This window comes from Streptomyces sp. NPDC001222 (assembly GCF_042896945.1).
GTDB lineage: Bacteria > Actinomycetota > Actinomycetes > Streptomycetales > Streptomycetaceae > Streptomyces > Streptomyces gibsoniae.
The window spans coordinates 86,476-112,086 of the sequence record NZ_JBIAXT010000022.1 but is presented as its reverse complement, the minus strand read 5'-3'; the positions used below and the strand labels follow the sequence as shown (position 1 = coordinate 112,086).

The window sequence follows — 25,611 nt, the reverse complement described above, 5'->3', positions numbered from 1 at the left end:
TCCTTCCTCCCGGGCCGGCCCTTCGTCCTGTTCGACTCCGTGCCGCACGCGGGCCAAAGCCCCGCTGAATCCTCACGGGGCCGCAGCTAGGCCGTCAGGGGCCTACTGTCGCTCAGGTGGGTGAGGGTCCCATCCGACCGCGAACGACCACGTGACCTCAGCGTCTCCGGTGAACTGCAGTGAACCGGTGGTGCGGTCCTTGCTCATGTGGATCTCGTTCATGGTGGGCAGGACCTTTCCTTTCTCACACAGGAGAGGGAAGCTGACTTCGGTTGGCTGCACACGCACGTGAAGTCGGCCAGGCCCCTGGCAATTAATCGCTATCGCCAGGGTCTGCCCCTTCTTGAGCCCGCTAGGGATCGGGTAAACGGCCTGCCCCTTGACGTTGGCGCCGCTGGTCAGGGAAGTAATGCCATGTGAGGCCAGTTTCGGTGCGCTTGCCACCGACGGCGCGTGAGGATCACTAGAGGGCCGAGGCGCCTTGATCGTTGGCGAAGCACTGGCGGCAGAGTTTGAATGACCACTCGACGAGCTAGCGTCCTTGTGAGAACCACAGCTCGCAAGCAGCAACGTGGCCCCAAGTACGCAGGTAGCCCTGCGCATCAACGCAGGGATGAGCACCATCAGTTCGTCTCCCAGATGTACCAGCCGACGTAGTCGGGGGTGTAGCTAGTGACAGTGCTCTTCGCCGAGGTTTGGCAGTTGCTGTATATGACATAGCTCGTCCCCGTGTTGCGCAGGCGGTAGACGCCATAGGCAGCGTGCGTCGTCTTGTGCGGCGGCGTGTCGTCGGACACGGAGTTGCCCAACTTGGCCGTGAGTGTGGCGGACAAGCTCACGTCGTACTTGGCTTCGATCTTGGCGATCATCGCATCGACGCTGGTGGACAAGTGTCCGCTGATCGACACCCCAACGGTTCCCGAGGCTTCCGCGCTGAAGGTCGATTTGGCGGTGTGGTTGGTTGCATTGTGGTTCGCCTGGGGGCGCCGATGCCCTTGTGGTAGTCCTTGCCCTTAGAGTTCGGGATGTAGACAGTCGCCCGGTCGCAGATTTGACCGCCGGGGTGGTTGCCGGAGCCGCTGTCGCCGCTGCCCGGGATATCGGGTTCTGCGTTCACCTGATCGGCCGGCACGTCTACGAGTCCGGTGTCAGCCGGGTCGGTCTCCTGCGGCGGGTCCGTCTGGATGACGACTGGGGTGTTAGTGGGTGTGTCGTCAGCAGACGCAATGCCGCTTCCCAAGCCCAGGACAGCAAGCAGTGTCGCAGTGGTCGTAGCTGCAACACGCTTTACACCAGAGTGCATGTCCGTCCCTTCACTGTCTCTCCCCCCCCCGTGGAAGATGACATGCGCAGAACACTCACGCACGGCAGATCACCCGGTCAAGTGACTTCCTCCGAACTGAGCGAAGCTGAGGTTGACACTTACCGATGAGTAACAAGAAGGCCAGGCATTGGCAAAGAGGACTTTGCCGCGCCTCCAAAACGACCGCTATGGTCGCCGCTGGGCTCTCGGCATAGAGCCTCGTGCGGCAACCGCGGCCGTGATCCGGTGTACCCGTGCACCCCCCTTCCAGCAGATCGCCAAGCGGCTCGGCGGCATCAAGAACGCACACACCGTGTCGTCTTCCTCATGGATCAACGGGCGCCGTCCGGTGTGGCGGAGGGGGCTGAGCTGCGGGGCCAGTCCGTGCAGGATGCTCGGCCGGATCTCCGGCTCGCCGACGTATCCGCAGGCGTGCGGGCAGGGCACCCACTTCCAGGGCTGGGCGTACTCGGCGCGCAGGGACGCGCGGGAGCGGCATGTGCCAATCGCCTGAGGCGGCCAGATTTCCGCTTCTCCAGGTGGGACGCAACCCTGTGGCCACAGCGTCTTCAGAGTGTGGACGACGAACAGGATCTCGGATGAAGCGCCGGTACGAAGAGGAATTCATGGCGTTCGCCGCTGCGCGATCCGCACCTCTGTTCCGCTCTGCGTGCGTGCTCACCAGCGGTGATGTGCACCTCGCGGAGGATCTGGTGCAGGACACGCTGGGCCGGATGTATGCCAACTGGCGCAAGATCGCACAGGTGGACGACCCAGCGGCCTACACCCACACCGTCCTCGTACGGACCTACCTGTCCTACCGCCGCCGGCGTAGCAGCTCTGAGCAGCCCACCGACGCCCTGCCGGACTCCGGTGCCGTCACCGAGCACGACGCCACGCTGCGGGTCGCGTTGCTCGACGCTCTCGGCCGGCTCTCCGCCCGGGACCGGGCCGTGCTGCTCCTGCGCTACTGGGAGGACCGCAGCGTCGAGCAGACCGCCGCGATCCTTCAGGTCCGGCCGGGCGCGGTACGCAACCAGAGCATGCGCGCGCTCGCCCGGATCCGGGACCTTCTGGGCCACGACCTGTCCGAGCTCGTCAGCCCCTGACCTCGGTGCCGCGGCACCTACCTCGCCCTCTGCACCGACCCCCGAAACGCGGTGACCCGCTATGCCCATCGAAGAAGACTTCACCGAAGTCCTCCGCACCACCCTCCTGACCTTCGAGCCGCCCAACACCCCGTCACTTGTGCAGGGCGGTGTCCGCAACGGCCGGCGCAGGCGCCGCCGCCGCGCCACGGCCGTCGGCGTGTGCGGAGCAGCCGTACTCGCGCTAGTCGGGCTCGGCGCGACGGTCGTTCCCGGACTGCTGTCCGACGGGCGAGCAGTCGACCACGTGCTCGCCGGTCCGGCGGCCTCGGCCACAACCGGCTCGGCCACGGCATCCGCCACCGGGAAGCCGACCTTCACCGGCACACTGCCCGCCGACCGCGCCCTTGCCACCCTGACCGCGCTGCTGCCGGCCGGCCTGACCCATTCGAGGCCGCCCGGCGGCCGGCGGTCCGGGCAGCTGTGGGTGGACGACGGCCACGGCAAGTCGCTGCTCGAGGTGCACGTCTCCCGGCAGACCTCCACCACCGCGATCCGCAGCCACGTCTTCGCCGACACGACACCCCTGGCCGACGGAACCCTGATCGAGTCCCGGCAGGCACCACCCGGAACGAGCCCCGGGCACCAGGCGGTGAACGTCCTGCATCCTGACGGGCTCTACGTCACCCTCATGCAGTGGCAGGCACCGAGCCAGAACGCCCCCTCGACCCGTACCACGCCGATCCTGACACTGGCCCAACTGCGGGCCATCGCAACCAGCTCGCAGTGGCAGTAACGCCCGGAGGCGGTGATCCTGAGCGCGGGAAAGCAGAAACGGTCGACGCGAGCACCGCTTTCCCGTCTTGTGTTGACACAAATGAGCCTGATCGAGGCGGGGTCGGACGGTCTCAACGCCGAACCGGTTCATCTTTGTGACCTATTTCACCCGAGAATTCGGTGACGTAAAGCACAACCCTTCTCGCGAGTCACAGATCTGATCTGCGTAACCCCTGGCCACGACCGCGCCCCACACGCGGAGGCCCCCGACACGTGCTGCGGCGCCGCAGCACGCCAGCCCTCTTGAGGTCTCCCATGAAGCTTCGCCGTGCCATGGTCACCGCGGCCGCGACTGCGGTCATAGCCCCGCTGGCCCTGCTCTCCGCCCCGGCCGCGTTCGCGACGGACGGAACTCCGACTGTGTCGTCGAGCAGTCCGGCGGCCGGGGAGAGCTCTCCTGCTGCCGACGAAAGCACCCCCGCGGCCGAGGAGAGCAGCCCGGCCGCCGGCGAAAGCGCTCCCGGCGCTGCGGAAAGCACCCCGGCTGCGTCCACCTCGGCGAGTGAGAGCGCGACCGCGTCGGCCTCCGCCTCGGCGTCGGCCCAGCCCAGCGACAGCGCGGAGCCCAGCGACTGCCCGGTCGACGACAAAGGGGTCGACCCCGAGTCCCAGCTCAGCATCTCCGTCTCCGGTCTGCCCGGCAAGATCGTCGCCGGCAGTGGCTGGCACTACTTCACGATGACGGCCGCCAACCACAGCGACCAGTCACTCGGCACCGTGCAGTGGCTCGCGACCATCGACAACGACTCCGCGAGCGACAACGAGAAGGACTGGCTGAGCACCTACGCCAACCTCGAGTACTTCAACCCTCAGATCAAGGCGTGGGAGTCGATGGCGGACGAGATCGGCAACGGTGCCTACTTCGGCGAGACTCCCCTCGGCCCCAAGAAGACGGTCGACATCAAGCTGCGCGTCGACATCACGGCGAAGGCGCCCGCCGGCGACGGCTTCAGCATGGGCATCGGCGGCTATGTCGATGAGCAGAAGAACTGTGTGCACAGCGCGTTCGGCTTCTACGACTTCACCGTCCTCAAGCCCGGCAGCAGCAACGACACTCCCGGGGAGGCCAAGCCGGGCAAGGGCACGAAGCCGGTCAGCGGCAAGAAGCCGCAGGGCGGCAGCACCGAGATCATGCCCACCGGCAACCTCGCCGAGACCGGCTCCAGCTCCATGGTGCCGACCATCGGCCTGGTCGGCGGCGTCGCCATAGTCGTCGGTGCCGGTGCGCTGTTCGCCGTCCGCCGCCGCAAGGGCGCCGGATCGAACCTCACCGCGTAACCACGGATACGGCGACACAAACGTGGCGGGGGTGGCGCATGCCACCCCCGCCTCTCGGTCGGCGACCTGCTACGCCTGGCCTCTATCGCGGCCGCCAGCCTGACGTCGGCACACTCAAGAAGGCCGGTCGCCGTATCGAGGACAAAGGAACCCGGGGTGCCCAGAGGCTTCCGGACAGGGACCTGCACCAAGGGCACAAGCAACCAGGAAGACCGAAGGGGGCCACCGCCTCGATGCCAACACCCCTGGCGGGGCGCACACTTGGTGGAACGTTTGTTCCCCACGGTTTCCAGGTGCATTAATCTCACCTTCGCATGGGGGCCATGGTGACCGAGGGCTCGGGCACTTGGCGACAGCAAGGCTTCAACCACCAGGCCTCTCAGCACCTTGGGAGGTCGGCTTTCGGCCAGTTGTCACCCATGCCTTCCCACCGTGAAGGAGGAATGGGTGGTCCAACACACCCTGAGGAGCGGATGTATCGCGGTCGCCGCGACGTTCGCCCTCGCTTCGGGGGTCCTGCCGCTGACCGCGGCGACGGCCTCGGCCGACACCCCCACCGAGACGGTCGTACCGGCCGCTCTCCTGAACAACCCGCCCAAAGACTCGGTCGTCTTCGCCGGCACGGGCGGATTCCTGCACCGGTCCGACAGCCAGTCCACCTACGTCTGGACGAAGTACACCGGGGGACCGGACATCCCGATGCCCGAGGTCCGGAGCAACTCCCAGATACCCGGGTACTCCGGCGCGGGTTCCGACGTCGTGGCGACCCCGTCGGCCGACGGGTACCACCTGCAGGACATGGACTCCGGAACGGCCACCACCATCACCCCCGGGGCCGGCCAGAGCTACCTGGGCACCTTCGGCTCGCGCGTGCTGACGGTCACCAAGGCCGCGGACGGAACGGTGACGGGCTTTCATGTGCTCGGCACGGCGGACGGGCAGCAGACCGACACACCGGTCACCGGCTGGCCCGCGGGCGCCACACCGCTGAGCCCGGTACTGGCCGGGGACGCCGACTCGGTGGTGCTGTCGTACTACACCAAGAACACCGACGGCACCACCGAGCGCCGGATGGCGCTGGTCGACCTGGCGACCGGTGCGGTCACACCCGTCATGGGGCCGCTGATCTCCGGCGCCCGTGTCGTACTGTCCGACAGGTACATCGCCTGGTACACGTTCTCCAGAGCCGTCGGATCCGGATCGGCGGGAGAGGTCCGCATCGTGCCCCGCTCCGCTCCCGAAGGGACGGAGACCACCGTTCAGGTCCCGCCGGCGCCGCTGGGCGGCGGATACAGCAGCTCCCTGCGCTTCATGGGCATCGCGGGCGACTCCCTGGTGATGACCTACTCGGTGTCGCATCCCGGTGCGTCCACCGCGGACGATGTCCTCGGTTATCCGCTGTACGCAATGCAGCTGTCCGGCTCCCCCGCCGTCACCCCGGTCCTGGACCACGCCGACATGAACACCGTCAGGCAGGAGCCGGACGGGGTCGTCGCCGTCGGCGGCTCGTCCACCTCCGACTGGGCGGCCCGCCTGTTCACCGCCGGGCCGGACGGCACTCCGACGGGGACCGCCGTGGACTCCGACCCCGCCGTGCCCGCCCCCTACGACGGCCTGGCCTTCGGCGGCGGGAAGCTGTACCCGGTCCGGCGCCTGTCGAACGGTGGGGACTTCGTCTACGAACGGAGCGTCCAGCTCGGTTCCCCGCCCTCCTACGGTGCCGAGCAGGGCTTCGGCCAGCCCTTCGCGCCCACCCACTGTGACACCCCGGCCACCTGCAACCCGCCCATCGCCACCGGCGACGGGGACATCTCACAGCTGTGGCCGAACGCCAACACGCAGGGCGACGCCGTCACCCTGCAGAACCCCAACAGCGCCGCGGACCTGGTCACACCCGGCGCCACCGGCGGCACCCTCGTCGACGCAGAGGGCCGCTATGTGGTCTACAACGGCGGCTCCACAAACAAGCAGTACATCGGTGATGCAGACGCGGGCGGCAACAGCCACGTGCTCTTCAGCCGCCCGATCTCCGCTGCCGCGCTGTCGGGACCCACGGCGTGGGTACCCGGCTCCTCCGCGGGGACGTTGACCCAGATCGACCTCACCACCCGGCGCACCGTCCAGACCGTCGCGACCGGCGCGCCGTGCACGCCCAGCGAGCTGCAGGCAGCCGCCCAGCACTGGGTGTACTGGTCGTGCGGAAGCTCGGGCCCGGCAGGCGTATGGGACCTGGCCACCGGCAAGGACGTCCCCGTGCCCGCCGGTCTCGCCCAGCTCGGCGACGGGTTCCTCGTGGAGCACGACACAACGGCGGGCAAGCTGACGCTCACCGACGTGCACACCGACGCCGCCACCACCACCGACCTGGCCGACCTGCCCGGCGGACCGGTCGCCGACGACCGCAGGGTCACCTGGGCCGTCGACAAGTACCAGGGCGGCATCGCCTACGTGGACAGCGGGAAGAACATCCACCTCGTCGACCCGCACATCCCCGCCTCGTCCCCCGCCCCCGCCGCAGGCGCCTTCATATACCCCGGACAGCACCTGTCCCCCGGACACAGCCTGAGCAGCTCCACGATGACGCTGACCATGCAGACGGACGGCAACCTCGTGGCGTACCTGAAGACCGGCAAGGGCACCGGCCAGGCGATCTGGTCGAGCCGGACAGGCGGCAACCCCGGTGCGTACGCGGTGATGCAGACGGACGGCAACCTGGTCGTCTACAAGAGCACCGGCGGACCCGGCACGGGCGGCGTCCTGTGGTCCAGCCGGACGAACGGCAACCAGGGTGCGTACGCCACCGTGCAGGACGACGGCAACGTCGTCGTCTACGCGAAGGCGAGCACCTCGCCCCTGTGGGCGAGCGGCACCTACGCCCGGCCGCAGACCACCTACTCCGGCACCACCCTCAAGGCCGGCTGGTGGACGCAGGGCACCTACACCCGTCTGGTCATGCAGACGGACGGCAACCTGGTGATGTACCGCCGACGTGATGGGGCGGCCATCTGGTCGAGCCGGACCTACGGCCACCCGGGCGCGTACGCGGTGATGCAGACGGACGGCAACTTCGTCGTCTACAAGAGCACCGGCGGACCCGGCAAGGGCGGCGCCCTGTGGTCCACCGGCACGTACCGCAACTCCGGCGCCTACGCGGTGATGCAGAACGACGGAAACCTGGTCGTCTACAAGAGGACCGGCGGCACCGGCAAGGGGGGCGCCCTCTGGGCCAGCGGCACCACAAAGACAGCACGGTGACAACGACCTGACCCACGCCGCATTCAAGGATGGGGCCGCGGGAAACCCCGGCCCCGTCCGCGTTCGCAAGCGCACGCGCACGCGCCGAGATTCGTGCCGGACAGACGCAAGACCCCAGCCCCTCGCCGTGCTCGGTGATCCACGAACGGGAAACCGCGGGGAACCACAGAGACGAGCAGTCACAGCACAGCACAACGGCCCCTGACTAAATGACCTGATCAGGGGCCGCCGCACCTGCGCAGTCGGGGGATTTGAACCCACGGTGACTCGCGCCACGACGGTTTTCAAGATCGATCAGGGCGTGACTCGCTCATCGGGACTCCATCCAACCGGCCAGCACGGCCACTGTGATCACGCCCCATTTCGCAAGCACCGCGCCGCCGCGTCACATCCGGGCGAGGATCTCCGCCTTCTTGCCCGCGAACTCTTCCTCCGAGAGGATGCCCGCATCCCGCAGTTCCGCGAGCTGCTGCAACTGCTGGACAGGCGTACTCGCCTGCGGCGCGGGGGCCGCGCCCTGAACAGGGTGAGCAGCGACGGGAGGGGCCTGCCCAGGGTCAGGGATCTTTCCGAGCACCAAGTCGGTGAGCAGAGCCTTGATGCCGGGGGCCGAGGCGTGCGGCACTCGGAACTCGATCGTGTTACCCGAGGCGACCACGACCACCTTGGTGTACATCAGGCCGTCACGCTTGGTCACCACACTGGAGATGTTCTTGACCGGGATCATCTCGGTACCGGCATTGGAGCTACGGACCCCCGTGGCCAGGAGCGACGCGCCGCCAGTCAGGAAGCCCGCCGTAAGCTTGCCAGCGCTTATACCACGAGCTCGGACCCACTCGACCCGATCGTGATAGATGGCCACGTCGGCGTTCTTGCCCTCGATGTGGCTCTTGAAGGTCATCAGCGCATTGCTGGACATGAGGTGCTCCTGACTCCAATGCGGCGTTCATGCGCGCCGCCCGCAACTAGACACCCACTGGGAGGCAAAGGTTGTGCAAATGCGGCGGCGCGATCCACGGCCACCCGAGGCAGTTTCGCTCTCAGCCGGAGTAGCGCCATCCCGGGCCGAGCTGCAACATCTTGTCGAAGACGACCCGGTCGCTGATGTGTGGGCGGTGGCAGTCCAGCGGATGCGTCGGTGCGTAGGTCGACTGCTCAGGCAACAGGGCGGTGAATTGGCCCCATAGCGGTCGGGTCAGCCATGATGGAAGTACAGGCACAGGTCTCCCCAGTGATCACAGAGCGTCGCAACTCCGTGATCGCCCCTGTGCCTATTTCACCGGAGACAAGACAGCATCACCCGCTATGCCGCCGACACTACTGACCGCCCGCTCGGCGACCTGCTCAGCAGGCGGCGGCAGCTGGGGAGGCGGGCCTGCCGGACGACCCCCTTGAAGGCGGCCACAGGCCGAGGCCGACAGCGGGCTGGGTCCGACGATCTCGCGATGGGGCGCGGTCGGGCAGGTACTCGGTCAGGTCTCCGGTGTTTCCCCGTGTGCACCGTCCAGGGTGAGGCGGATCCGTGCCAGGGCCTCGGCGATTTCCGCGGTGTCCTCGTCGTCGGGGCCGTAGACCACGCACATGTCGTAGTGGAGCGGTTCGAGCATTTGCCGGGCCTCGACGAGTCGTCCCTCGGACAGCTCTAGGAATCCGATGGCGCGGCGCAGTTCGATCGCCTCGTCGCAGGCGTCGCTGTCCACGGCTCACACCTGGCGAAGGACTGCCTCGGTCCCTACAAAGCGACCATCACCTTGCCCAGTTCAGCCCGGCAGTGCGCGGCCTGGGCGTGGTAGGAGCGTGCCTCGTCGCTGGCTGGTCCGACGGTGCGGGAGCGGGCGCCGGTGAGGGCGTCGAACTCGGGCGGGGCCCGGCGGTAGTCGCCGCCCAGGAAGCGAACCGCTGCCCGTTCCATGCGCAGCTCGAGCACCTCGTCGTTGCCGGAGCCGAGCGCCAGGGCCGCTGGCTCGATACCATCGCTTCAGTCCCGTTGGGAACGTGCGCTCGTCGCTGCTGATACACAAAGAGCATGCCGATGCCACGTACGGCGCCTGGCAATCAGGGCAGTTGCTTGCCGTGGGAGAAGAGCGCGGCCTCGACCTGGTCCGGCAGGACGCCTCGTCTCTGCGCAAGGTCGTGTACTCCCTCCAGGTACTGCCTGTACTGGTCCGTGGTCCAGCCGTTCTCCGACCAGTCGGCATCGACCGTTTTCAGGTCTTTGAGAGCTCGCGAGACGACGCTATCCAGGATGACCGGCCGATAGGGCCCGGCGGAGCTCTCGTGCCCGGCGAAGTACAGGACCTTGGTGAAGAACGCCGCCCCCAGGTAGGGGATGTGCTGGTCATTGTTCAAGGCCCAGTACGCATCCGTAGCTCCTCGCTTCTGGAGCGCCTTGAGTGCCGCGTTGAGTCGGACGTCGATGTCAGTACCTGGAGAGTGGCGAAAGACCTGCGCGCGTCTGCCTACTGACCGGGCCGGCCACCGAACAGCGCCGAGGGCGCGGTGGCGTCCGGGGCGAGGTGGGCGAGGCGCTTCGGGTCGGCAGGATGATTGTCGGCCTGCTCAAGTGCCTTGATGAGCTGTACGCGTTCCCTGCTGGACAGGTCGGGGTCGATATCAGGAAGCGCGTGGATGGCGTCCATCAGGGCTTGGCGCACCTGCGACTGCGCGACGAACAGGGACTCCTGCACCTCGGGGGTGCTGGTCAGGCAGTGGGCGGCCAGCACGGTCGCGTGGGCCGCGGCGGACTGGGCGGCCGGGTCGCCGTGGGTGAGGGCGGCGATCTCGCGAGCCTGCCGCACCCAGTACTCCGGGTTGTGCCCCGCAACGGCCACGGCGACGGGGAGGGTACGGGTGAGCGTATGGCAACCGCGGCTGATCGTCGTCGGCTTCTCCATGGTGCCCTGCTCGATCTTGGACAGGGCGGCCACGGTCGCTGGCGCCGAACCCCGCCGGTGTGCCAGCACGGGCACCTGGGCGAGCCAGCCGTCGGGCCACTCCTCGTCACCAGCCGTGACCCAGCGGCGCCGCATCCGCTCCACCTCTATGCCCTGCAGGGCGGCCCACCGGCAGTAGGCGTGCCACACCACCGACGGGGGATGGCACAGGCCCCTGTGGTCACCGCGCACGCAAGCGCGGATCGTGCCCTCGGCGGTGAAGCAGGCCAGCTGGGTGCTGACCCCGGCCTGCAACGAGCCCTCGGCCGGTAGCTTGCCTCGGGCCACGCCCAGCGTGTCGCCCACCGCCAGACCGAGCAGCAGCCCGCGCACCCGCGAGGCCGCCCACTTCTCCTTCAAGAACTCAACCTGCCGTACTTCCTCTACCTCTCGCGGCCGGCTCACCGGAGAGGTGCCACCGCTGGCCGCCGGGGTGGCCAACGCGTGCAGCCCGTCCTGCATCTCTGGGTGCTTGTCGAGATGCCAGCCGCCGATCAGCACCCGGCGCAGGTCGTTCAGGGCGGTTTCGGCGTCGGTTCCAGTGGCCAGGTGGCTGTAGAGGGCTGCGACGGCCGGGGTGCGGCTCTGCCCGGGCCACCCTGTCCTCGGCGCTCAGCGACGCGGTCAAGGAGGAGCTGATCGCCAAGAACTACGCGGCGTTCTTGACCCTGCCCAAGGTGGCCAAGCCGCGCGCACTCGCGTGGACCCCGCCGCGCGTAGCCCGCTGGAAGCGCACCGGTGAGAAGCCCTTCCCGGTCATGGTGTGGACGCTGCAGCAGACCGCCGAGTTCCTGGACCACATCGTCGGCGACCGGCACTTCCCCGCCTGGCACCTGGTCCTCTTCCACGGCCTGCGCCGCGGGGAGCTGGCCGCGCTCTCCTGGGACGAGGTGGACCTGGACGCCGAGGTCATCCACATCAGCGAGCAGGTGGTGTCGATCTCGTACGAGGTCCACGAGGACGACCCGAAAGCGACAGCGTGCGCGACATCAAGCTCAACCGCGACTCGGTGATGCAGCTCAAGGCGTGGCGCAAGAAGCAGGCTGCCGAGCGCCAGGAGTGGGCGGACGCCGGCGTGCCCGCCCAGCCCGGCAACCGGGTCTTCACCAAGGAGGACGGTTCGGCGTACCACCCGCAGTTCTTCACCGACCGCTGGGACCGACCGGTAGAGCTGTCCGGGCTGCCGCCCATCCGGCTCCACGACGGCCGCCACGAGGCGGCGAGCCTGGCCCTCGCCGCCGGCGTCGCGCCCAAGGCCGTGCAGGCGATGCTCGGGCACGCGTCCATGCGGATGACGACCGACACCTACCAGACGGTCCTGCCCGAGATGCACGCCGCGACCGCCTCGGCGTCCCTGGACCTCATCACCGCCTACCGGAAGGCGGAGGCGCAGGCGACGCTCGGGCACGCCCCGGTGGCGGCAACGACCGACGCCTATCCGGCGGCTCCGCCCGAGCACGCGACGAAGCAGGCCGCGAAGAAGGCGAAGAGGCAGCGCAGGCGGGTGGCTTGAGAGGGCTGGGACCCCGCTCTTCCCCGAGCGGGGCCCCATATTGGCCCCATCTTGCCCTCGTACACGCTCCAGAGGGCAGTGGACAAGACCACGAGGCGATCAAAGAAAGAAATGACAAAGGGCCAGGTCAGAGTTACTGACTTGGCCCTTTCTGGTGGAGCCGCCTTCGGGATTCGAACCCGAGACCTACGCATTACGAGTGCGTTGCTCTGGCCATCTGAGCTAAGGCGGCGCGCCGTCCGCACTATGGTGCGATCAGCAACGTCGGTAAGTCTACACAGTTTCCCTGGGTGCTCCGACCACCCCCCGGAGGCAGTGCCTCCGGGGCGTCGGGAGCAGCTACGAGCAGTGTTTTCCCTTCGCCGGGGGTGTACCCCGCAGCAGGTAGGCGTCGATCGCCGCGTCGATGCACTTGCTGCCGCGACCGTACGCCGTGTGTCCGTCGCCCTCGTACGTCAGAAGCCTGCCGGAGGAGAGCTGCGAGGCCAGGGCCTTCGCCCAGGGGTACGGGGTCGCCGGATCCCGGGTCGTGCCGACCACCACGATCGGCGCCGCGCCCTGGGCGGTGATGCGGTGGGGCCGGCCCGTCGCCTGCACCGGCCAGTACGCGCAGTTCAGCGACGACCAGGCCAGTCCCTTCCCGAAGACCGGCGACGCCTTCTCGAACGCCGGAAGCGCCTGTTCCACCTCCGCCGGGCCGGAGAACGCCGACGGCAGGTCCAGACAGTTCACGGCCGCGTTCGCGGACATCAGGTTCGCGTACTTGCCGTGCGCGTCGCGCTCGTAATAGCTGTCGGACAGCGCGAGCAGCGCGGCCCCTTCGTGGCGCTTGATCGCCGAGGTCAGCGCCTCGCGCAGCTGGGGCCAGGCCGCCTGGTCGTACATCGCGGCGATCACCCCGGTCGTGGCCAGGGCCTCGCCGACCCTGCGGCCGCCGGCGTTGCCCGCCGCGAGGGGGGAGGCGTCGAGCTGCGCGAAGAACGCCTTCAGATGGTCGCCCACCTTGGCCGGCGACGTGCCCCGGCCGCCCAGCGGACAGTTGGACTGCCGGACGCAGTCCTTGGCGAAGGACTGGAAGGCCGTCTCGAAACCCGCCGTCTGGTCCTCGTTGAGCTTGCGGGCGGACAGGGACGGATCCATCGCGCCGTCCAGCACCAGTCGGCCCACGCGGTCCGGGAACAGCCCCGCGTACGTCGCTCCGAGGAACGTGCCGTAGGACGCGCCCACATAGCTCAGCTTCTGGTCGCCCAGCACCGCGCGCAGGATGTCCATGTCACGGGCCGCCTCGACCGTCGAGACATGGCGCAGCAGGCTCGCCGAGTGCCGCCCGCAGCCCTCCGCGAACTTCTTGTCCGAAGCGACGAGCTGGTTCACCTCCGCCTGGTTGTCGGGCGTGAGGTCGGTCTGCGCGTACGCGTCCATCTCGCGCCCGTCGAGGCAGACGACCGGCTGGCTGTGGCCCACACCGCGGGGGTCCATGCCCACGATGTCGTAGCGGGCGCGGATCTCCGCCGGGTAGCCGGTGCCCGCGTACTGCTCCAGATAGCCGACGGCCGAGCCGCCCGGCCCGCCCGGGTTCACCAGCAGCGAGCCGAGGGGTTTACCGGGGCCCTTGGCCCGTTTGCGGGCCACGGCCAGTGCCACGTCGCCCGCGGCCGGCTTGTCGTAGTCGCGGGGCGCCTTCATCGTGGCGCACTCGAAGCCGGGGACTTTGCAGGGACTCCAGGTCAGCCGCTGCGCGTAGTACGAGGAGAGCGCCGCCGGCGTGGCCCGGGGCAGCGCGGCCAGTCCCGCGTCCGTTGCCGTCGCCGTCGTAGCGCCTCTGGCGGAGCAGGCCGACCCGAGCAGCGCGGCGGCGGCGAGCAGCGCACCGGCCGTCCGCAACGCCCGGGGTGGACGGAGGAGTCGGAGGAGGGGGAACGGACGGGAGCGGGGACGGCGAGAGCGGCGGGAACGGGGCGAGGGGGACGGTCCGGTGATGCGCCTGGTCTGCATTCCGTGAGCGTAACTCTGCGGGATGGCCTGATCGCTCTCCGTCGCCTCGGCCCTTCGTACGAGTGACACCGTCAATCCGCCGCGGGCCGTATCCCCCTCATGGGCGGGCCTGCGTCGGCTCCCCTTACCACTTCGGCCCTTTTCACCCGGCCCGGAGCGCCATCGTCATCGCCTCCACGGCCAGCAGGGGCGCCACATTGCGGTCCAGGGCCTCCCGGCAGGCGGCGATCGCCTCGATACGACGGAGTGTCGACTCGGGCGTGCTGCCCCTGGCCAGGCGCTCCAGGGCGTCCTCCGCGTCCGCGTTCGCCAGGGCGATACGGGAGCCGAGCTGGAGGGCGAGGACGTCGCGGTAGAAGCCGGTGAGGTCGGTGAGGGCCTGGTCCAGGCTGTCGCGCTGAGTACGCGTTCTACGGCGCTTCTGCTTGTCCTCCAGATCCTTCATCACGCCCGCTGTGCCGCGGGGCATCCGGCCTCCCTGCACCGCGCCCAGCGCCGCCTTCAGCTCCTCGGTCTCCTTGCCGTCCATCTCCTCGGCGAGCTGCTTGGAGTCCTCCGTGGCCGCGTCGACCAGCTCCTGGGCCGCCTTGAGACAGCCGCCGATGTCGTCGATCCGCAGCGGGAGCTTCAGTACGGCGGCCCGGCGGGCCCGGGCGCCCTCGTCGGTGGCCAGTCGGCGGGCGCGGTCGACATGGCCCTGGGTGGCGCGGGCGGCGGCGAACGCGGCCTCCGGGTCGAGGCCGTCGCGCCGGACGAGCATGTCCGCGACCGCCTCCACGGACGGGGTGCGCAGATTGAGGTGGCGGCAGCGGGAGCGGATCGTCGGGAGGACGTCCTCCAGGGACGGCGCGCACAGCAGCCAGACCGTACGCGGAGCGGGTTCCTCCACCGCCTTCAGGACCGCGTTGGCCGACTTCTCGTTCAGCCGCTCGGCGTCCTCGACGAGGATCACCTGCCAGCGGCCGTTCGCCGGCGACGTGAACGACTTGCGGACCGTGTCGCGCATGTCGTCCGCGAGGATCTGCGTGCCGACGGCGGCGACCGTCGTCACGTCCGCGTGGGTGCCGACCAGGGCGGTGTGGCACCCGTCGCAGAAGCCGCAGCCGGGGGCGCCTCCGAGTGCGCGGTCGGGGCTCACGCACTGCAACGCCGCGGCGAACGCCCGCGCCGCCCGCGTACGCCCCGCGCCGGGCGGGCCCGTGAACAGCCAGGCGTGCGTCATCTTGGACGCCTCGGGCGGCGGGGCGGCGGTGGCGGCCGCGGTGACGAGGGCGTCGGCGTCGCGGGCAGCCGCGCCGAGCTGCTCGCTCACCTTCTCCTGTCCCACGAGGTCGTCCCACACGGTCACGGGACACCGCCTTTCCGTCGTACTCGCCCTGCCGCGATCCATTGTGCGGGCCGCCACTGACAACTGTGTGCGCCACTGCTGACAGCCACTGCTGCCGGCCACCACGGACTACCGGCCACCACGGACGACCGGCCGCCACGGACGATCGGGGCAGCCGACGGTCGGCGTCATGCGGGCGGCAGGGCCCGGCGGCACGGCCCCTCTCAGCCGCGCCGGCCCCGCCCGCGATCGTCGTCGTCCCAGCCCTCGTCCTCGCGGGAGCCGAGCAGTTCGTCCGCCAGGCTCGGGAGGTCGTCGAGCGGGGTCTCCTCCGCCCAGTCCGGACGGGGCCGGCGCCGCGGACGGCCCTCGCTGTCCATCTGCGGCAGCTCCCGCGTGCGGTCCTCGGTCCCGTCGGGCCGCGGTGCCGCCTGCTCGTCGCGGAAGAAGCCCGGCGGCACCCGGTCCGCCGGATCACCGGCGTCGGCGTCCCGCACGGGCGGCAGCACGGCCGTCTCGTCGGCCGCGCCCGGCACCACCGGGGGCAGCAACGCCGTCTCGTCGGCGGCACCCTGCGGCTCCGGCGGCCTCGGCAGCTTCGCCGTGGTCTCCGCCTCCCTCTCCACCGGCCGGACCGGCGGCAGGACCGCGGTCTCGTCCGCGGGCCCGCCGGACGCGTTCGACGGCGTCACGAGCGGCGTGGGCACGGTGGACTCGTTGTCCGCCCGGGAGACCCCGGAGCCCCGCGAGGACCCGCCCTCGGAACCGGACGCTCCGCCGCCGGTCGTGCCCGAACCCGAAGCGGTACCCGAAGCGGCCGCAGCAGCCGAAGCCGCCGCCTCGGCCGCGGCCCGTCGTGCCTCCTCGGCCCGCAGCAGCGCCTCCTCGGCCTTGCGCTGCTTCTCCAGACGGCGCTCCTCGGCCTCGGCCCGCAGCCGGGCCTCCTCCTCGGCCTGCCTGCGCCGCTTCTCCTCCTCGGCCTTGCGCCGGGCCTCCTCGGCCTGCCTGGCCTGCTCCTCCGCGAGAAGGCGGGCCCGCTCCTCCTCGGCGCGCCGACGGGCTTCCTCGGCCCGCTGCCGGGCCTCCTCCGCCTGCCGTTCCGCCTCGCGGCGCTGCGCCTCCTCCAGCTCGCGCTGCTTGCGCTCCTCCTCCTCGGCCCGGAGCCTGGCGAGCTGCTCCTGGCGCTCGCGCTCCAGCCGCTCCTCCTCGGCCTTGCGCGCGGCCTCTTCCTCGGCCTTGCGCCGGGCCTCCTCCTCGGCCTTGCGGCGTGCCTCCTCCTGGGCCTTCACCTCGGCCTCGGACAGCGGCAGCAGCCGGTCGAGCTGGTGGCGGATGACCGTGGTGACCGCCTCGGGCTCCTGACCGGCGTCGACGACCAGATAGCGCCCGGGGTCGGCGGCGGCCAGCGTGAGGAATCCGGACCGTACGCGCGCGTGGAACTCGGCCGGTTCCGACTCCAGCCGGTCCGGCGCCTCGGTGAACCGCTCCCTCGCCGTCTCGGGGGCCACGTCCAGCAGGACGGTGAGATGGGGGACCAGACCGTTGGTCGCCCACCGGTTGATCCGGGCTATCTCCGTCGGGGACAGATCCCGGCCCGCTCCCTGGTAGGCCACGGACGAGTCGATGTACCGGTCGGAGATCACGACCGCGCCCCGCTCCAGGGCCGGCCGGACGACCGTGTCGACGTGCTCCGCGCGGTCCGCCGCGTACAGCAGCGCCTCCGCGCGGTGCGACAGACCGGCGCTGGAGACGTCCAGCAGGATCGACCGCAGCCGCTTGCCGACCGGTGTCGCCCCCGGCTCACGGGTCAGCACGACCTCGTGCCCCTTGGCCCGGATCCACTCGGCGAGCGCCTCGGCCTGGGTGGACTTCCCGGCTCCGTCGCCGCCCTCCAGAGCGATGAAGAAGCCGCTCTCGGCGGCCGCCTCCACCGGGTCGTCGCCGCGCAGCGCATCGCGCAGGTCGCGCCGCAGCGGCACCCCGGAGCGGTCGTCGACCTTGGCCAGGACCAGCGCCGCCACCGGCAGCAGCAGCGCGCCCACCAGCATCAGGGTGAAGGCGGCGCCCCCGTGCGCGAACACGAACTTGCCGTTCTGCAGCCGGTGCGGCCCGATCGCCCCGGCCACCACGGGTGCCACCAGGGCGCCGATGGCCACGGAGACCCGTACGACCGCCTGGAGGTGCTCGGTGGTCCTGCCCCGCCGATGGTCCTCGGTCTCCTGGTCGAGCAGTGTGTGCCCGGTGTTCGCCGAGACACCCGCGCCGACGCCCGCGAGCGCCACGATCAGCAGCACGGTGGTGACGTCCGGGACGAGCCCGCCGGCGAGCAGTGCGACCCCGGTGAACGCGATCGCCAGGGCGAGCAGCCGGCGCCGCGACAGCGACGGCAGCATGCGGGGCGCCGTACGGATGCCGACGACCGTGCCGCCGGTCAGCGCGAGGACCAGCAGGCCGTATGTCACCGGGCCGCCGGCCAGGTCCTTGGCCAGCAGCACGGAGACGGCGACGGCGGCCGAGACGGCCCCGGCGACGGCCGCGCAGGCCGGCACCAGCAGCGGGATGGCGCCCGTACGGCCCTTGTCGACGCCCGAGCCCGTCCGCGGGCGGCGCAGGCCCTCCAGCGGCGACCGCGCACGGGGGGTGCGGGCGTCGGGCAGTTCGAGGGAGCTGACGACGGACAGCGAGGCGGCGAACAGACCGGCCGCGACATACGAGGCCAGGGCCGCCTGGTGCAGGGAGAACCAGGCGATGCCCGTGCCCAGCAGGTTGCTCAGGAGCGACACGAGGACGAGCGCGGCGGCCGCCAGCGGCACCGCCACGAATCCCGTACGCAGCGACAGGCGCCGCAGCGCGTCCATGTGGTCCGGCAGCGGACGCACCGTTGCGCCCTCCAACGGCGGCGTGGGCAGCAGGGTGGGCGCCGCGCTCTCGCGGCACACCGTCCAGAAGCGCTCGGCGACCCCGGTGACGAAGGCGGTGACCAGCAGGACCGGCAGCGCGTTGGCCGGCGTCCAGTCGATCCACAGGGGGGCGACGATCAGCAGGGCGGCTCTGAACGCGTCCGCGCCGACCATGGTCCAGCGGCGGTCGAGCGGTCCCTCCTTGGAGGTCAGCGCGGTGAGCGGGCCGAGGAGAACGGCCCCGAAGAGCACGATGGCGAGAATGCGCGCGCCGAAGACAGTCGCGATCGCGAACGCCACGCCCCGGTATCCACCGCCGAAGGAACCCTGGGTGATGGCCGCCTGGAGAGCGAGCATGACAAGTACAAAGAGGGCAAGGGCGTCACCCACCCCGCCCACGAGCTGGGCGCTCCACAGCCGCTTCAGCTGCGGCCGGCGCAGCAGGGCGCGGACGGCGCGCTCGCGGGAATCTGCGACCAGGGCGTCGTCGGGGGCCGGGTTCTGGGCCGTTGGCTGCTCGGCTCGCGTCATGCTTTCAGCCTATCGGCAGCCACGGACAGCCCGTGGCAGGCGCCCGAACGTGCGCCCGCCTGTCATCGAACTGATGCAGGAGCGTGCGTTTCGCGAAGCCGATGTGAGCGTGGGCGGCGGAATCCGTCCGGACGACGCCCATGAGGAGATAGGTCCGGAGGGCGTCCTTGCGGGGAAACGCCGGAGGGCGCCCGTGCGGCGATCTGCCGCAGGGGCGCCCACGCGAGGCACGGGGACCGGGCTCAGTCCTCGGCGCTGTCCTTCGAGGCCGCGGTCGTCCTCGCGGCCGCGGCCTTCTTCGCAGTCGTCTTCTTCGCAGTCGTCTTGGCCGCCGCCGTCTTCTTCGCGGCGGTCTTCTTGGCGGCCGTCTTCTTCGCCGCCGTCGACGCCGTCTTCTTCGCCGGAGCCTTCTTCGCCGTCTTCTTGGCGGGCCCCTTGGCGCGCTTCTCCGCGAGCAGCTCGAAGCCGCGCTCCGGCGTGATGGTCTCGACGCTGTCGCTCGAACGCAGGGTGGCGTTGGTCTCCCCGTCGGTGACGTATGGCCCGAAGCGGCCGTCCTTCACGACGACGGGCTTCCCGCTGACCGGGTCCTCGCCCAGCTCCTTCAGCGGCGGCTTGGCGGCCGCGCGACCCCGCTGCTTGGGCTGGGCGTAGATCGCCAGCGCCTCCTCCAGCGTGATCGTGAAGATCTGGTCCTCGGACTGCAGCGACCGCGAGTCCGTGCCCTTCTTCAGGTACGGGCCGTAGCGCCCGTTCTGCGAGGTGATCTCCTGGCCGTCGGCGTCGGTGCCGACGATCCGCGGCAGGGACATCAGCTGCAGCGCGTCGTCGAGGGTCACCGTGTCCAGGGACATCGACTTGAACAGCGAGGCCGTGCGCGGCTTGATCGCGTTCTTGCCCGTCTTCGGGGTGCCCTCGGGGAGGATCTCCGTGACGTACGGGCCGTAGCGGCCGTCCTTGGCGACGATCGGACGGCCCGTCTCCGGGTCCGTGCCCAGCGGGCGCTCGCCGCTCGGCTTCGCGAGCAGTTCCTCGGCCAGCTCGACCGTCAGCTCGTCCGGCGCCAGGTCGGCCGGGATGTCGGCGCGCTGGTGCTCCTCGGAGTCCTTCTCGCCCCGCTCGATGTACGGGCCGTAGCGGCCGACGCGCAGCACGATGTCGTTGCCGACGGGGAACGACGACACCTCGCGCGCGTCGATCGCGCCCAGGTCGGTCACCAGTTCCTTGAGACCACCGAGGTGGTCGCCGTCGCCGTTGCCGGCGTCCGCGGCGACGCCCTCGACCGTGCCCTCGCCGAAGTAGAACCGCTTCAGCCACGGCACGGCCTTGGCCTCGCCGCGCGCGATACGGTCGAGGTCGTCCTCCATCTTGGCGGTGAAGTCGTAGTCGACGAGCCGCCCGAAGTGCTTCTCCAGCAGGTTGACCACGGCGAAGGACAGGAAGGACGGCACGAGGGCCGTGCCCTTCTTGAACACATAGCCGCGGTCGAGGATCGTGCCGATGATCGACGCGTACGTCGACGGGCGGCCGATCTCGCGCTCTTCCAGCTCCTTGACCAGCGACGCCTCGGTGTAGCGCGCCGGGGGCTTGGTGGAGTGGCCGTCGGCCGTGATCTCCTCGGCGCTGAGCGCGTCGCCCTCGGCGACCTGGGGCAGCCGGCGCTCGCGGTCGTCCAGCTCCGCGTTCGGGTCGTCGGCACCTTCCACGTAGGCCTTCAGGAAGCCGTGGAAGGTGATCGTCTTGCCGGACGCGCTGAACTCGGCGTCCCGTCCGTCGGCGGCGGTGCCACCGATGCGGATGGTGACCGAGTTACCGGTGGCGTCCTTCATCTGGGAGGCGACGGTCCGCTTCCAGATCAGTTCGTAGAGCTTGAACTGGTCTCCGGTCAGACCCGTCTCCGCGGGGGTGCGGAAACGATCACCCGAAGGACGGATCGCCTCGTGCGCCTCCTGCGCGTTCTTGACCTTGGCCGCGTAGGTGCGCGGCTGCTCGGGCAGGTAGTTCGCCCCGTACAGCTGCGTGACCTGGGCGCGGGCGGCGGTGACCGCCGTGTCCGAGAGGGTCGTGGAGTCCGTACGCATGTACGTGATGAAGCCGTTCTCGTACAGCTTCTGCGCGATCTGCATGGTGGCCTTCGCACCGAAGCCGAGCTTGCGGCTGGCCTCCTGCTGCAGCGTCGTCGTACGGAACGGAGCGTACGGCGAGCGGCGGTACGGCTTGGACTCGACCGAGCGGACCGAGAACCGGGTGTTCTCCAGGGCGGCGGCCAGCGCCCGGGCGTTCTGCTCGTCGAGGTGCAGGGTGTTCGCGCTCTTCAGCCGGCCCAGCGAGTCGAAGTCACGGCCCTGGGCGACGCGCTTGCCGTCGACGGTCGCAAGCCGTGCCACCAGGGTCGACGGGTCGGACGGGTCGCCCGCGCGGCCGGTGCCGAAGGTGCCGGTCAGGTCCCAGTACTCGGCGGAGCGGAACGCCATGCGGTCCCGCTCCCGCTCCACGACCAGGCGGGTCGCCACGGACTGCACACGGCCCGCCGACAGCCGCGGCATGACCTTCTTCCACAGGACCGGCGAGACCTCGTAGCCGTAGAGGCGGTCGAGGATACGACGGGTCTCCTGGGCGTCCACGAGCTTCTGGTTCAGCTCGCGCGGATTGCGGACGGCCTGCTGGATCGCGTCCTTGGTGATCTCGTGGAAGACCATCCGCTTGACCGGGACCTTCGGCTTCAGCACCTCCTGGAGGTGCCAGGCGATGGCCTCGCCCTCGCGGTCCTCATCAGTGGCGAGGAAGAGCTCGTCGGAGTCCCGCAGCAGGTCCTTGAGCTTCTTGACCTGGGCCTTCTTGTCGGCGTTGACGACGTAGATCGGCTGGAAGTCGTGTTCGACGTCGACGCCGAGGCGGCGTACCTCACCCGTGTACTTCTCCGGCACCTCCGCGGCGCCGTTCGGAAGGTCGCGGATGTGCCCGACACTCGCCTCGACGGTGTAGCCGGGGCCGAGGTAGCCCTTGATCGTCTTCGCCTTGGCAGGCGACTCGACGATGACGAGTCGGCGACCGCCCTGTGCGGTCTCGCTGGTCGGGGACAACTTCGCTCTTCTCTCCGGTCGACTTCGGCCTCCCCAGGCCTTCGTCCCGGGGTCGGGTCATGGTGACGCTGCGGAGTGTGACGGTACATCCCGCCCCCGTGTCAAACGGGAAAAGCCCGCAACGGCCACTCGAACGGTAACCCGACTACCGGCATTCCTGCCGCCCGGAGTGGCGGACAGTCCTCTCGGCCCTGTCCGGAGGGTGATCTCCCAGTTACCGGAGACCCGGTCGGCGGACGACCGGGAACCGTGATGTCAGAGGCGCGTGAGGCACCATGCCCCGGCGGCGAGCGCGGCCAGGGCGACGAGGCTCGCGAGGGTGGCGGATGCGACGCGGCTCACACCCTCGGCAACGAGCTCGCGGCGGTACAGCCGGGTCGCGGTCCAGGTCAGCAGCCCGGCCCCGAACAGGGCGAACACCGTGCCCGCGAAGATCGCCGGTCCGCTCTCCATGTCCCGTTCCCTCCGTTCCCGCACTGCCCAGCGACGCGAGGCTGACACGTCCGGGAGGCGTGTGCACGAACCCGGGGTGAACGCGCGGCGGACGAGTCCCGATACGTCACCCGTACGCCCCCTGGCCCGGTTCCCGGCGCGTGAGCCCGGTCGCTGGTCTCGGGATCGCGGAGCCCAGGGCTCGTGGATTGCGGACCGTGGACCGGGCTCGTAGGCCTGGCTCGTGGGCGAGACTCGCGGACCATGTCGTGGACCTGGCTCGCAGGACCCCGAGGCCGTACGCCGTGCGAGCCGGGCGCGTGCGGCTCCGAGGCCGCTCCTGCGCCGCACCCGCCCAGTCTCCGCGCCAGCACGCGCGCGTGCGGGTCGCGCGAATCGGGCTGCGCCCGGCGGATGTTGGCCGGTTTCACGCCCCCCGGAACCCCGGCCCGCGCCTCTCCGCCCTGGGTGCGGAGCCCCGTCGCGGCGAGCAGTCTGACGGGTGCGCGGGTGTGAGCACCCGAACGGGTAAGGCCCAGTGCGCCGCGCACGCCCCCGCGATCGCGCCCGTCGCCCTGCCAGGGCGTGTTTCGAAGTCCCGTCTGGCTCGCGACGCCTGGCACGGCACCTCGCCGCGTTGTCGGGGTCGTCCGCGTACGCCCAGTACGCGGACGACCCTCCGCCCTGCGATGCTCCCCCACTGCCTGATAGGCGTGGGGGCACCCCCAGCACCAGACGCCGCCGGCCGGTCGCGGTCAGGGGTGTATCACGGTGGACCACGAGGGCCTTTCTGCTGGTGTAGACGTCGCAATCCACACCGAACCGGAAGGCCCTCGCCTGTTCAAGATCCCTCAGCCGAGACCTGGCTCACCCGTCCACAACCTCTCAGGACAGAACAACTAGCGCGCCGGCTCCAGGAACCCCTGCTCGACCAGAAGCCGGATCTGTGCGGGGGTCCGGTCGCGCAGCAAAACGGGGTCCTCGCCGACGAGTTGGGCGATGGCGTCGAGGATCCGCCCCGCGCTCAGCGTGCCGTCGCAGACGCCCGCGAAGCCCGCGCCGACCGTGTCCACCTTCGTGGCACGCCGCATCCCGCGGTTCTGGCGCAGCACGACGTGCTCGGGGTCCTCCGCGCCGGGCAGCCCGACCTGCTCCTGCACGACCTCGGCGGCGAGCCTGAAGTGCCCGGCGAGCAGGGCCGCGTCGTCGTGCTCCCGCAGATAGTCGATGCGGTCGAAGTGCGCGCGCACCGTGGCGCCGAGCGGCTGCTCCACCGGGTGCGGCCACTCCTCGACCGTGATCGACGGCTCGGCGGCGTCCGTCCGGTGCAGCGCGATCCAGCCGAAGCCCACCGCGCGGACCTTGCGCGCCTCGAACTCGTCGAGCCAGGCGTCGTAGCGCCCCTGGTACTCCGCCGTGTCGCCGCGGTGGTCGCCCGCGTCCCGCAGCCACAACTCGGCGTACTGCGTGACGTCCTGGACCTCGCGCTGCACGATCCAGGCGTCACAGCCGCGCGGCACCCATGAGCGCAGCCGGTCCTGCCAGTCCTCCCCCTCCACGTGCTGCCAGTTGGCGAGGAACTGCGCGAACCCGCCCCCGTTCAGCCGCTCCCCCGACTTCTGAACGAGCGTGCGGCACAGATCGTCCCCGCCCATCCCGCCGTCGCGGTAGGTGAGCCGGGCGCCCGGTGAGATCACGAAGGGCGGGTTGGAGACGATCAGGTCGTACGTCTCCTCGTCCCGGATCGGCTCGAACAGCGAGCCCTGGCGCAGATCCGCGGCCGGGGCGCCGGACAGCGCCAGGGTCAGCGCGGCGATGTGCAGGGCCCTCGGGTTGACGTCGGTCGCGGTCACGCGCGTGGCGTGCTGGGCGGCGTGCAGCGCCTGGATGCCGGAACCCGTGCCGAGGTCGAGGGCGGAGCCGACGGGGGCACGCACGGTGATCCCGGCGAGGGTGGTGGAGGCGCCGCCGACCCCCAGGACGACCTGCTCGTCCCGGCTGCCGATGCCGCCCGCCCCGCCGACCGCGCACCCCAGGTCGGAGACGATGAACCAGTCCTCGCCGTCGGATCCGCCGTACGGCCGGACGTCCACGGTCGCGGCGAGCTCGTCGCCCCCGGTGCGTACCAGCCAGCCGGCGTCCACGCACGCGTCGACGGGCAGAACGCCCGCCACGCGCGCGTGCGGTACCGGCTGTTGCAGCAGAAACAGCCGGACGAGGGTCTCCAGCGGTGTGTCCCCGCGTGTGGCCCGGAGCGCGGGCACGGTCTCGCTCCGGGCGAGCGCCGCGTACGCGGGCGCACCGAGCAGTTCGAGCAGCCCGTCGGCGGTGAAGGAGGCCGCCAGCAGGGCGTCCCGCAGCCGTGCGGTGACGTCGGCTCGATCGGTGGAGGGCAGCGTGGACAGACTGGAGTTACTCACGCCCCCCATTGTGGCGCGGGAAGGCCGGCCCTGACCGCAGCACCGGCCACCCGGAACGCGCCGTTCAGCCAGTCGTCGCCGGGGCCGAGGCGGACGTGGAGGCGCTCTTGCAGCTCGCCTGCTTCGTCATCGCCACGCCGACCTCGCCCGCCTCCAGCTGCTTGAGCGCGTCGTTCCCGCTCTTGCTCAGCTTGTCGAGTTGGGTCGCGATCCCCTTGAGCCCGTCGGCGAACTTCGCCTGGTCCTTCGTGTTCAACCCGTCCATCTGCTTCTGGAGGCCGGCGTACGCCGTGGAGATGCTGTTGAGCTCCTGGACCGCGTTCTTCTGCTTGGCCGCGCCGTTGTCGACCTCGGGCGCGCCCGCTCTCTCGACGCCCGCGCCGATCGCCTTGTAGGCGTCGGACATGTCCTGGAAGGCCTGGGAGTCCGTCTTCTGGACCTGTTCGGGCGTGCTGTTGTCCGAGGTCTGCTTCTGGATCGCGGTGCTGGCGTCGGCGATCTTCTTCGCCTGGGGCTGCACCGCGTCACAGACCTGCTTGGCCCAGGTCCCGAGCTTGTCCTCGCTGACGCTGCTCTTGCCGGCGCTGGTGCATCCCGACAGTGCCAGTACCAGTACCGCACCGCCGGACAGTGCGGCTGCGAGCTTCTTGTTCACCGGATTGGTCCCTTCCATGGCTCTCTCGGCCCCGGAAGATACACGCCAACCGGGCGACGGC

The 25,611-nt window shown here is 70.2% G+C and carries 20 protein-coding genes, 1 tRNA gene and 1 pseudogene; 7 read left to right on the top strand and 15 right to left on the bottom strand.

The genetic code is table 11. The features are described from left to right. Positions 1-623: 623 nt before the first annotated feature. Positions 624-869: a hypothetical protein gene (locus ACFY2Z_RS26740; RefSeq protein WP_390746635.1), complete on the bottom strand. Its 246-nt coding sequence runs from the start codon at positions 867-869 to the stop codon at positions 624-626. Positions 870-1,694: 825 nt separating this feature from the next. On the opposite strand from ACFY2Z_RS26740, the gene ACFY2Z_RS26735 reads away from it, so the two are divergent. The 5 genes from ACFY2Z_RS26735 to ACFY2Z_RS26715 all read left to right on the top strand — a co-directional run bounded on the left by ACFY2Z_RS26735 (position 1,695) and on the right by ACFY2Z_RS26715 (position 7,761). Then, on the top strand, positions 1,695-1,817 hold the full coding sequence (locus ACFY2Z_RS26735) for a hypothetical protein (protein ID WP_390746634.1): 123 nt from the start codon (positions 1,695-1,697) through the stop codon (positions 1,815-1,817). A gap of 85 nt (positions 1,818-1,902) precedes the next feature. After that, the gene (locus ACFY2Z_RS26730; protein WP_390746633.1) at positions 1,903-2,412 is read left to right on the top strand and encodes a SigE family RNA polymerase sigma factor; all 510 of its coding nucleotides are present in this window, start codon (positions 1,903-1,905) and stop codon (positions 2,410-2,412) included. A gap of 61 nt (positions 2,413-2,473) precedes the next feature. Beyond that, the gene (locus ACFY2Z_RS26725; RefSeq protein WP_390746632.1) at positions 2,474-3,187 is read left to right on the top strand and encodes a hypothetical protein; all 714 of its coding nucleotides are present in this window, start codon (positions 2,474-2,476) and stop codon (positions 3,185-3,187) included. A gap of 296 nt (positions 3,188-3,483) precedes the next feature. After that, on the top strand, positions 3,484-4,506 hold the full coding sequence (locus ACFY2Z_RS26720) for an LAETG motif-containing sortase-dependent surface protein (protein ID WP_390746631.1): 1,023 nt from the start codon (positions 3,484-3,486) through the stop codon (positions 4,504-4,506). A gap of 447 nt (positions 4,507-4,953) precedes the next feature. Beyond that, positions 4,954-7,761: a hypothetical protein gene (locus tag ACFY2Z_RS26715; protein ID WP_390746630.1), complete on the top strand. Its 2,808-nt coding sequence runs from the start codon at positions 4,954-4,956 to the stop codon at positions 7,759-7,761. A 385-nt stretch (positions 7,762-8,146) separates the two neighbouring features. Here ACFY2Z_RS26715 and ACFY2Z_RS26710 read toward each other — a convergent pair whose 3' ends face one another. From ACFY2Z_RS26710 to ACFY2Z_RS26685, 6 genes and pseudogenes are all read right to left on the bottom strand, one after another. Continuing rightward, positions 8,147-8,680 carry an SHOCT domain-containing protein gene (locus tag ACFY2Z_RS26710; RefSeq protein WP_390746629.1) on the bottom strand — a complete coding sequence of 178 codons (534 nt, stop codon included), beginning with the start codon at positions 8,678-8,680 and terminating at the stop codon, positions 8,147-8,149. A gap of 148 nt (positions 8,681-8,828) precedes the next feature. Then, a pseudogene (locus ACFY2Z_RS26705) lies at positions 8,829-8,981 on the bottom strand (IS5/IS1182 family transposase); the annotation flags it as partial. A 252-nt stretch (positions 8,982-9,233) separates the two neighbouring features. Then, on the bottom strand, positions 9,234-9,461 hold the full coding sequence (locus ACFY2Z_RS26700; RefSeq protein ID WP_390746628.1) for a hypothetical protein: 228 nt from the start codon (positions 9,459-9,461) through the stop codon (positions 9,234-9,236). Positions 9,462-9,493: 32 nt separating this feature from the next. After that, a complete protein-coding gene (locus ACFY2Z_RS26695; protein ID WP_390746627.1) occupies positions 9,494-9,673 on the bottom strand; it encodes a hypothetical protein in 180 nt (59 codons plus the stop codon). Positions 9,674-9,816: 143 nt separating this feature from the next. Then, the gene (locus ACFY2Z_RS26690; RefSeq protein WP_390746665.1) at positions 9,817-10,179 is read right to left on the bottom strand and encodes a hypothetical protein; all 363 of its coding nucleotides are present in this window, start codon (positions 10,177-10,179) and stop codon (positions 9,817-9,819) included. Between the two features lie 41 nt (positions 10,180-10,220). Further along, positions 10,221-11,054: an ADP-ribosylglycohydrolase family protein gene (locus tag ACFY2Z_RS26685; RefSeq protein ID WP_390746626.1), complete on the bottom strand. Its 834-nt coding sequence runs from the start codon at positions 11,052-11,054 to the stop codon at positions 10,221-10,223. A gap of 302 nt (positions 11,055-11,356) precedes the next feature. Here ACFY2Z_RS26685 and ACFY2Z_RS26680 point away from each other — a divergent pair, with 302 nt between their 5' ends. After that, positions 11,357-11,707: a hypothetical protein gene (locus ACFY2Z_RS26680; RefSeq protein WP_390746625.1), complete on the top strand. Its 351-nt coding sequence runs from the start codon at positions 11,357-11,359 to the stop codon at positions 11,705-11,707. Further along, entirely contained in the window at positions 11,674-12,207 is a 534-nt protein-coding gene (locus tag ACFY2Z_RS26675; RefSeq protein ID WP_390746624.1) for a tyrosine-type recombinase/integrase, read from the top strand. The genes ACFY2Z_RS26680 and ACFY2Z_RS26675 overlap by 34 nt, the downstream gene beginning before the upstream one ends. 155 nt (positions 12,208-12,362) lie before the next feature. On the opposite strand, the gene ACFY2Z_RS26670 is transcribed toward ACFY2Z_RS26675, so the two are convergent. The 8 genes from ACFY2Z_RS26670 to ACFY2Z_RS26635 form a co-directional block, all read right to left on the bottom strand. Beyond that, a tRNA-Thr gene (locus tag ACFY2Z_RS26670) sits at positions 12,363-12,439 on the bottom strand. Between the two features lie 107 nt (positions 12,440-12,546). Continuing rightward, positions 12,547-14,202, bottom strand: a complete 1,656-nt coding sequence (locus ACFY2Z_RS26665; RefSeq protein ID WP_390746623.1) for an alpha/beta hydrolase — start codon at positions 14,200-14,202, stop codon at positions 12,547-12,549. A 142-nt stretch (positions 14,203-14,344) separates the two neighbouring features. Further along, a complete protein-coding gene (locus tag ACFY2Z_RS26660) occupies positions 14,345-15,550 on the bottom strand; it encodes a DNA polymerase III subunit delta' (protein ID WP_390746622.1) in 1,206 nt (401 codons plus the stop codon). A 203-nt stretch (positions 15,551-15,753) separates the two neighbouring features. After that, positions 15,754-18,960, bottom strand: coding sequence for a dTMP kinase (gene tmk, locus ACFY2Z_RS26655; RefSeq protein ID WP_390746621.1), 3,207 nt, complete (start codon positions 18,958-18,960; stop codon positions 15,754-15,756). 242 nt (positions 18,961-19,202) lie between these two features. Next, positions 19,203-22,043 carry a type I DNA topoisomerase gene (gene topA, locus ACFY2Z_RS26650; protein ID WP_390746620.1) on the bottom strand — a complete coding sequence of 947 codons (2,841 nt, stop codon included), beginning with the start codon at positions 22,041-22,043 and terminating at the stop codon, positions 19,203-19,205. Between the two features lie 255 nt (positions 22,044-22,298). Continuing rightward, positions 22,299-22,496, bottom strand: coding sequence for a hypothetical protein (locus ACFY2Z_RS26645; protein ID WP_390746619.1), 198 nt, complete (start codon positions 22,494-22,496; stop codon positions 22,299-22,301). Between the two features lie 878 nt (positions 22,497-23,374). Then, complete coding sequence (locus ACFY2Z_RS26640) at positions 23,375-24,904, bottom strand: methyltransferase (RefSeq protein WP_390746618.1); 1,530 nt, start codon at positions 24,902-24,904, stop codon at positions 23,375-23,377. Positions 24,905-24,959: 55 nt separating this feature from the next. Further along, a complete protein-coding gene (locus ACFY2Z_RS26635) occupies positions 24,960-25,568 on the bottom strand; it encodes a small secreted protein (protein ID WP_390746617.1) in 609 nt (202 codons plus the stop codon). Positions 25,569-25,611 lie beyond the last annotated feature (43 nt).

Bases quoted from the DNA above. Each gene is read 5' to 3' on its own strand.
- ACFY2Z_RS26740 (WP_390746635.1), bottom strand. From the start codon at position 869: ATGATCGCCAAGATCGAAGCCAAGTACGACGTGAGCTTGTCCGCCACA.
- ACFY2Z_RS26735 (WP_390746634.1), top strand. From the start codon at position 1,695: ATGCTCGGCCGGATCTCCGGCTCGCCGACGTATCCGCAGGCGTGCGGG.
- ACFY2Z_RS26730 (WP_390746633.1), top strand. From the start codon at position 1,903: ATGAAGCGCCGGTACGAAGAGGAATTCATGGCGTTCGCCGCTGCGCGA.
- ACFY2Z_RS26725 (WP_390746632.1), top strand. From the start codon at position 2,474: ATGCCCATCGAAGAAGACTTCACCGAAGTCCTCCGCACCACCCTCCTG.
- ACFY2Z_RS26720 (WP_390746631.1), top strand. From the start codon at position 3,484: ATGAAGCTTCGCCGTGCCATGGTCACCGCGGCCGCGACTGCGGTCATA.
- ACFY2Z_RS26710 (WP_390746629.1), bottom strand. From the start codon at position 8,680: ATGTCCAGCAATGCGCTGATGACCTTCAAGAGCCACATCGAGGGCAAG.
- ACFY2Z_RS26695 (WP_390746627.1), bottom strand. From the start codon at position 9,673: ATGGAACGGGCAGCGGTTCGCTTCCTGGGCGGCGACTACCGCCGGGCC.
- ACFY2Z_RS26665 (WP_390746623.1), bottom strand. From the start codon at position 14,202: ATGCAGACCAGGCGCATCACCGGACCGTCCCCCTCGCCCCGTTCCCGC.
- tmk (WP_390746621.1), bottom strand. From the start codon at position 18,960: ATGACGCGAGCCGAGCAGCCAACGGCCCAGAACCCGGCCCCCGACGAC.
- ACFY2Z_RS26645 (WP_390746619.1), bottom strand. From the start codon at position 22,496: ATGGAGAGCGGACCGGCGATCTTCGCGGGCACGGTGTTCGCCCTGTTC.
- ACFY2Z_RS26640 (WP_390746618.1), bottom strand. From the start codon at position 24,904: ATGGGGGGCGTGAGTAACTCCAGTCTGTCCACGCTGCCCTCCACCGAT.
- ACFY2Z_RS26635 (WP_390746617.1), bottom strand. From the start codon at position 25,568: ATGGAAGGGACCAATCCGGTGAACAAGAAGCTCGCAGCCGCACTGTCC.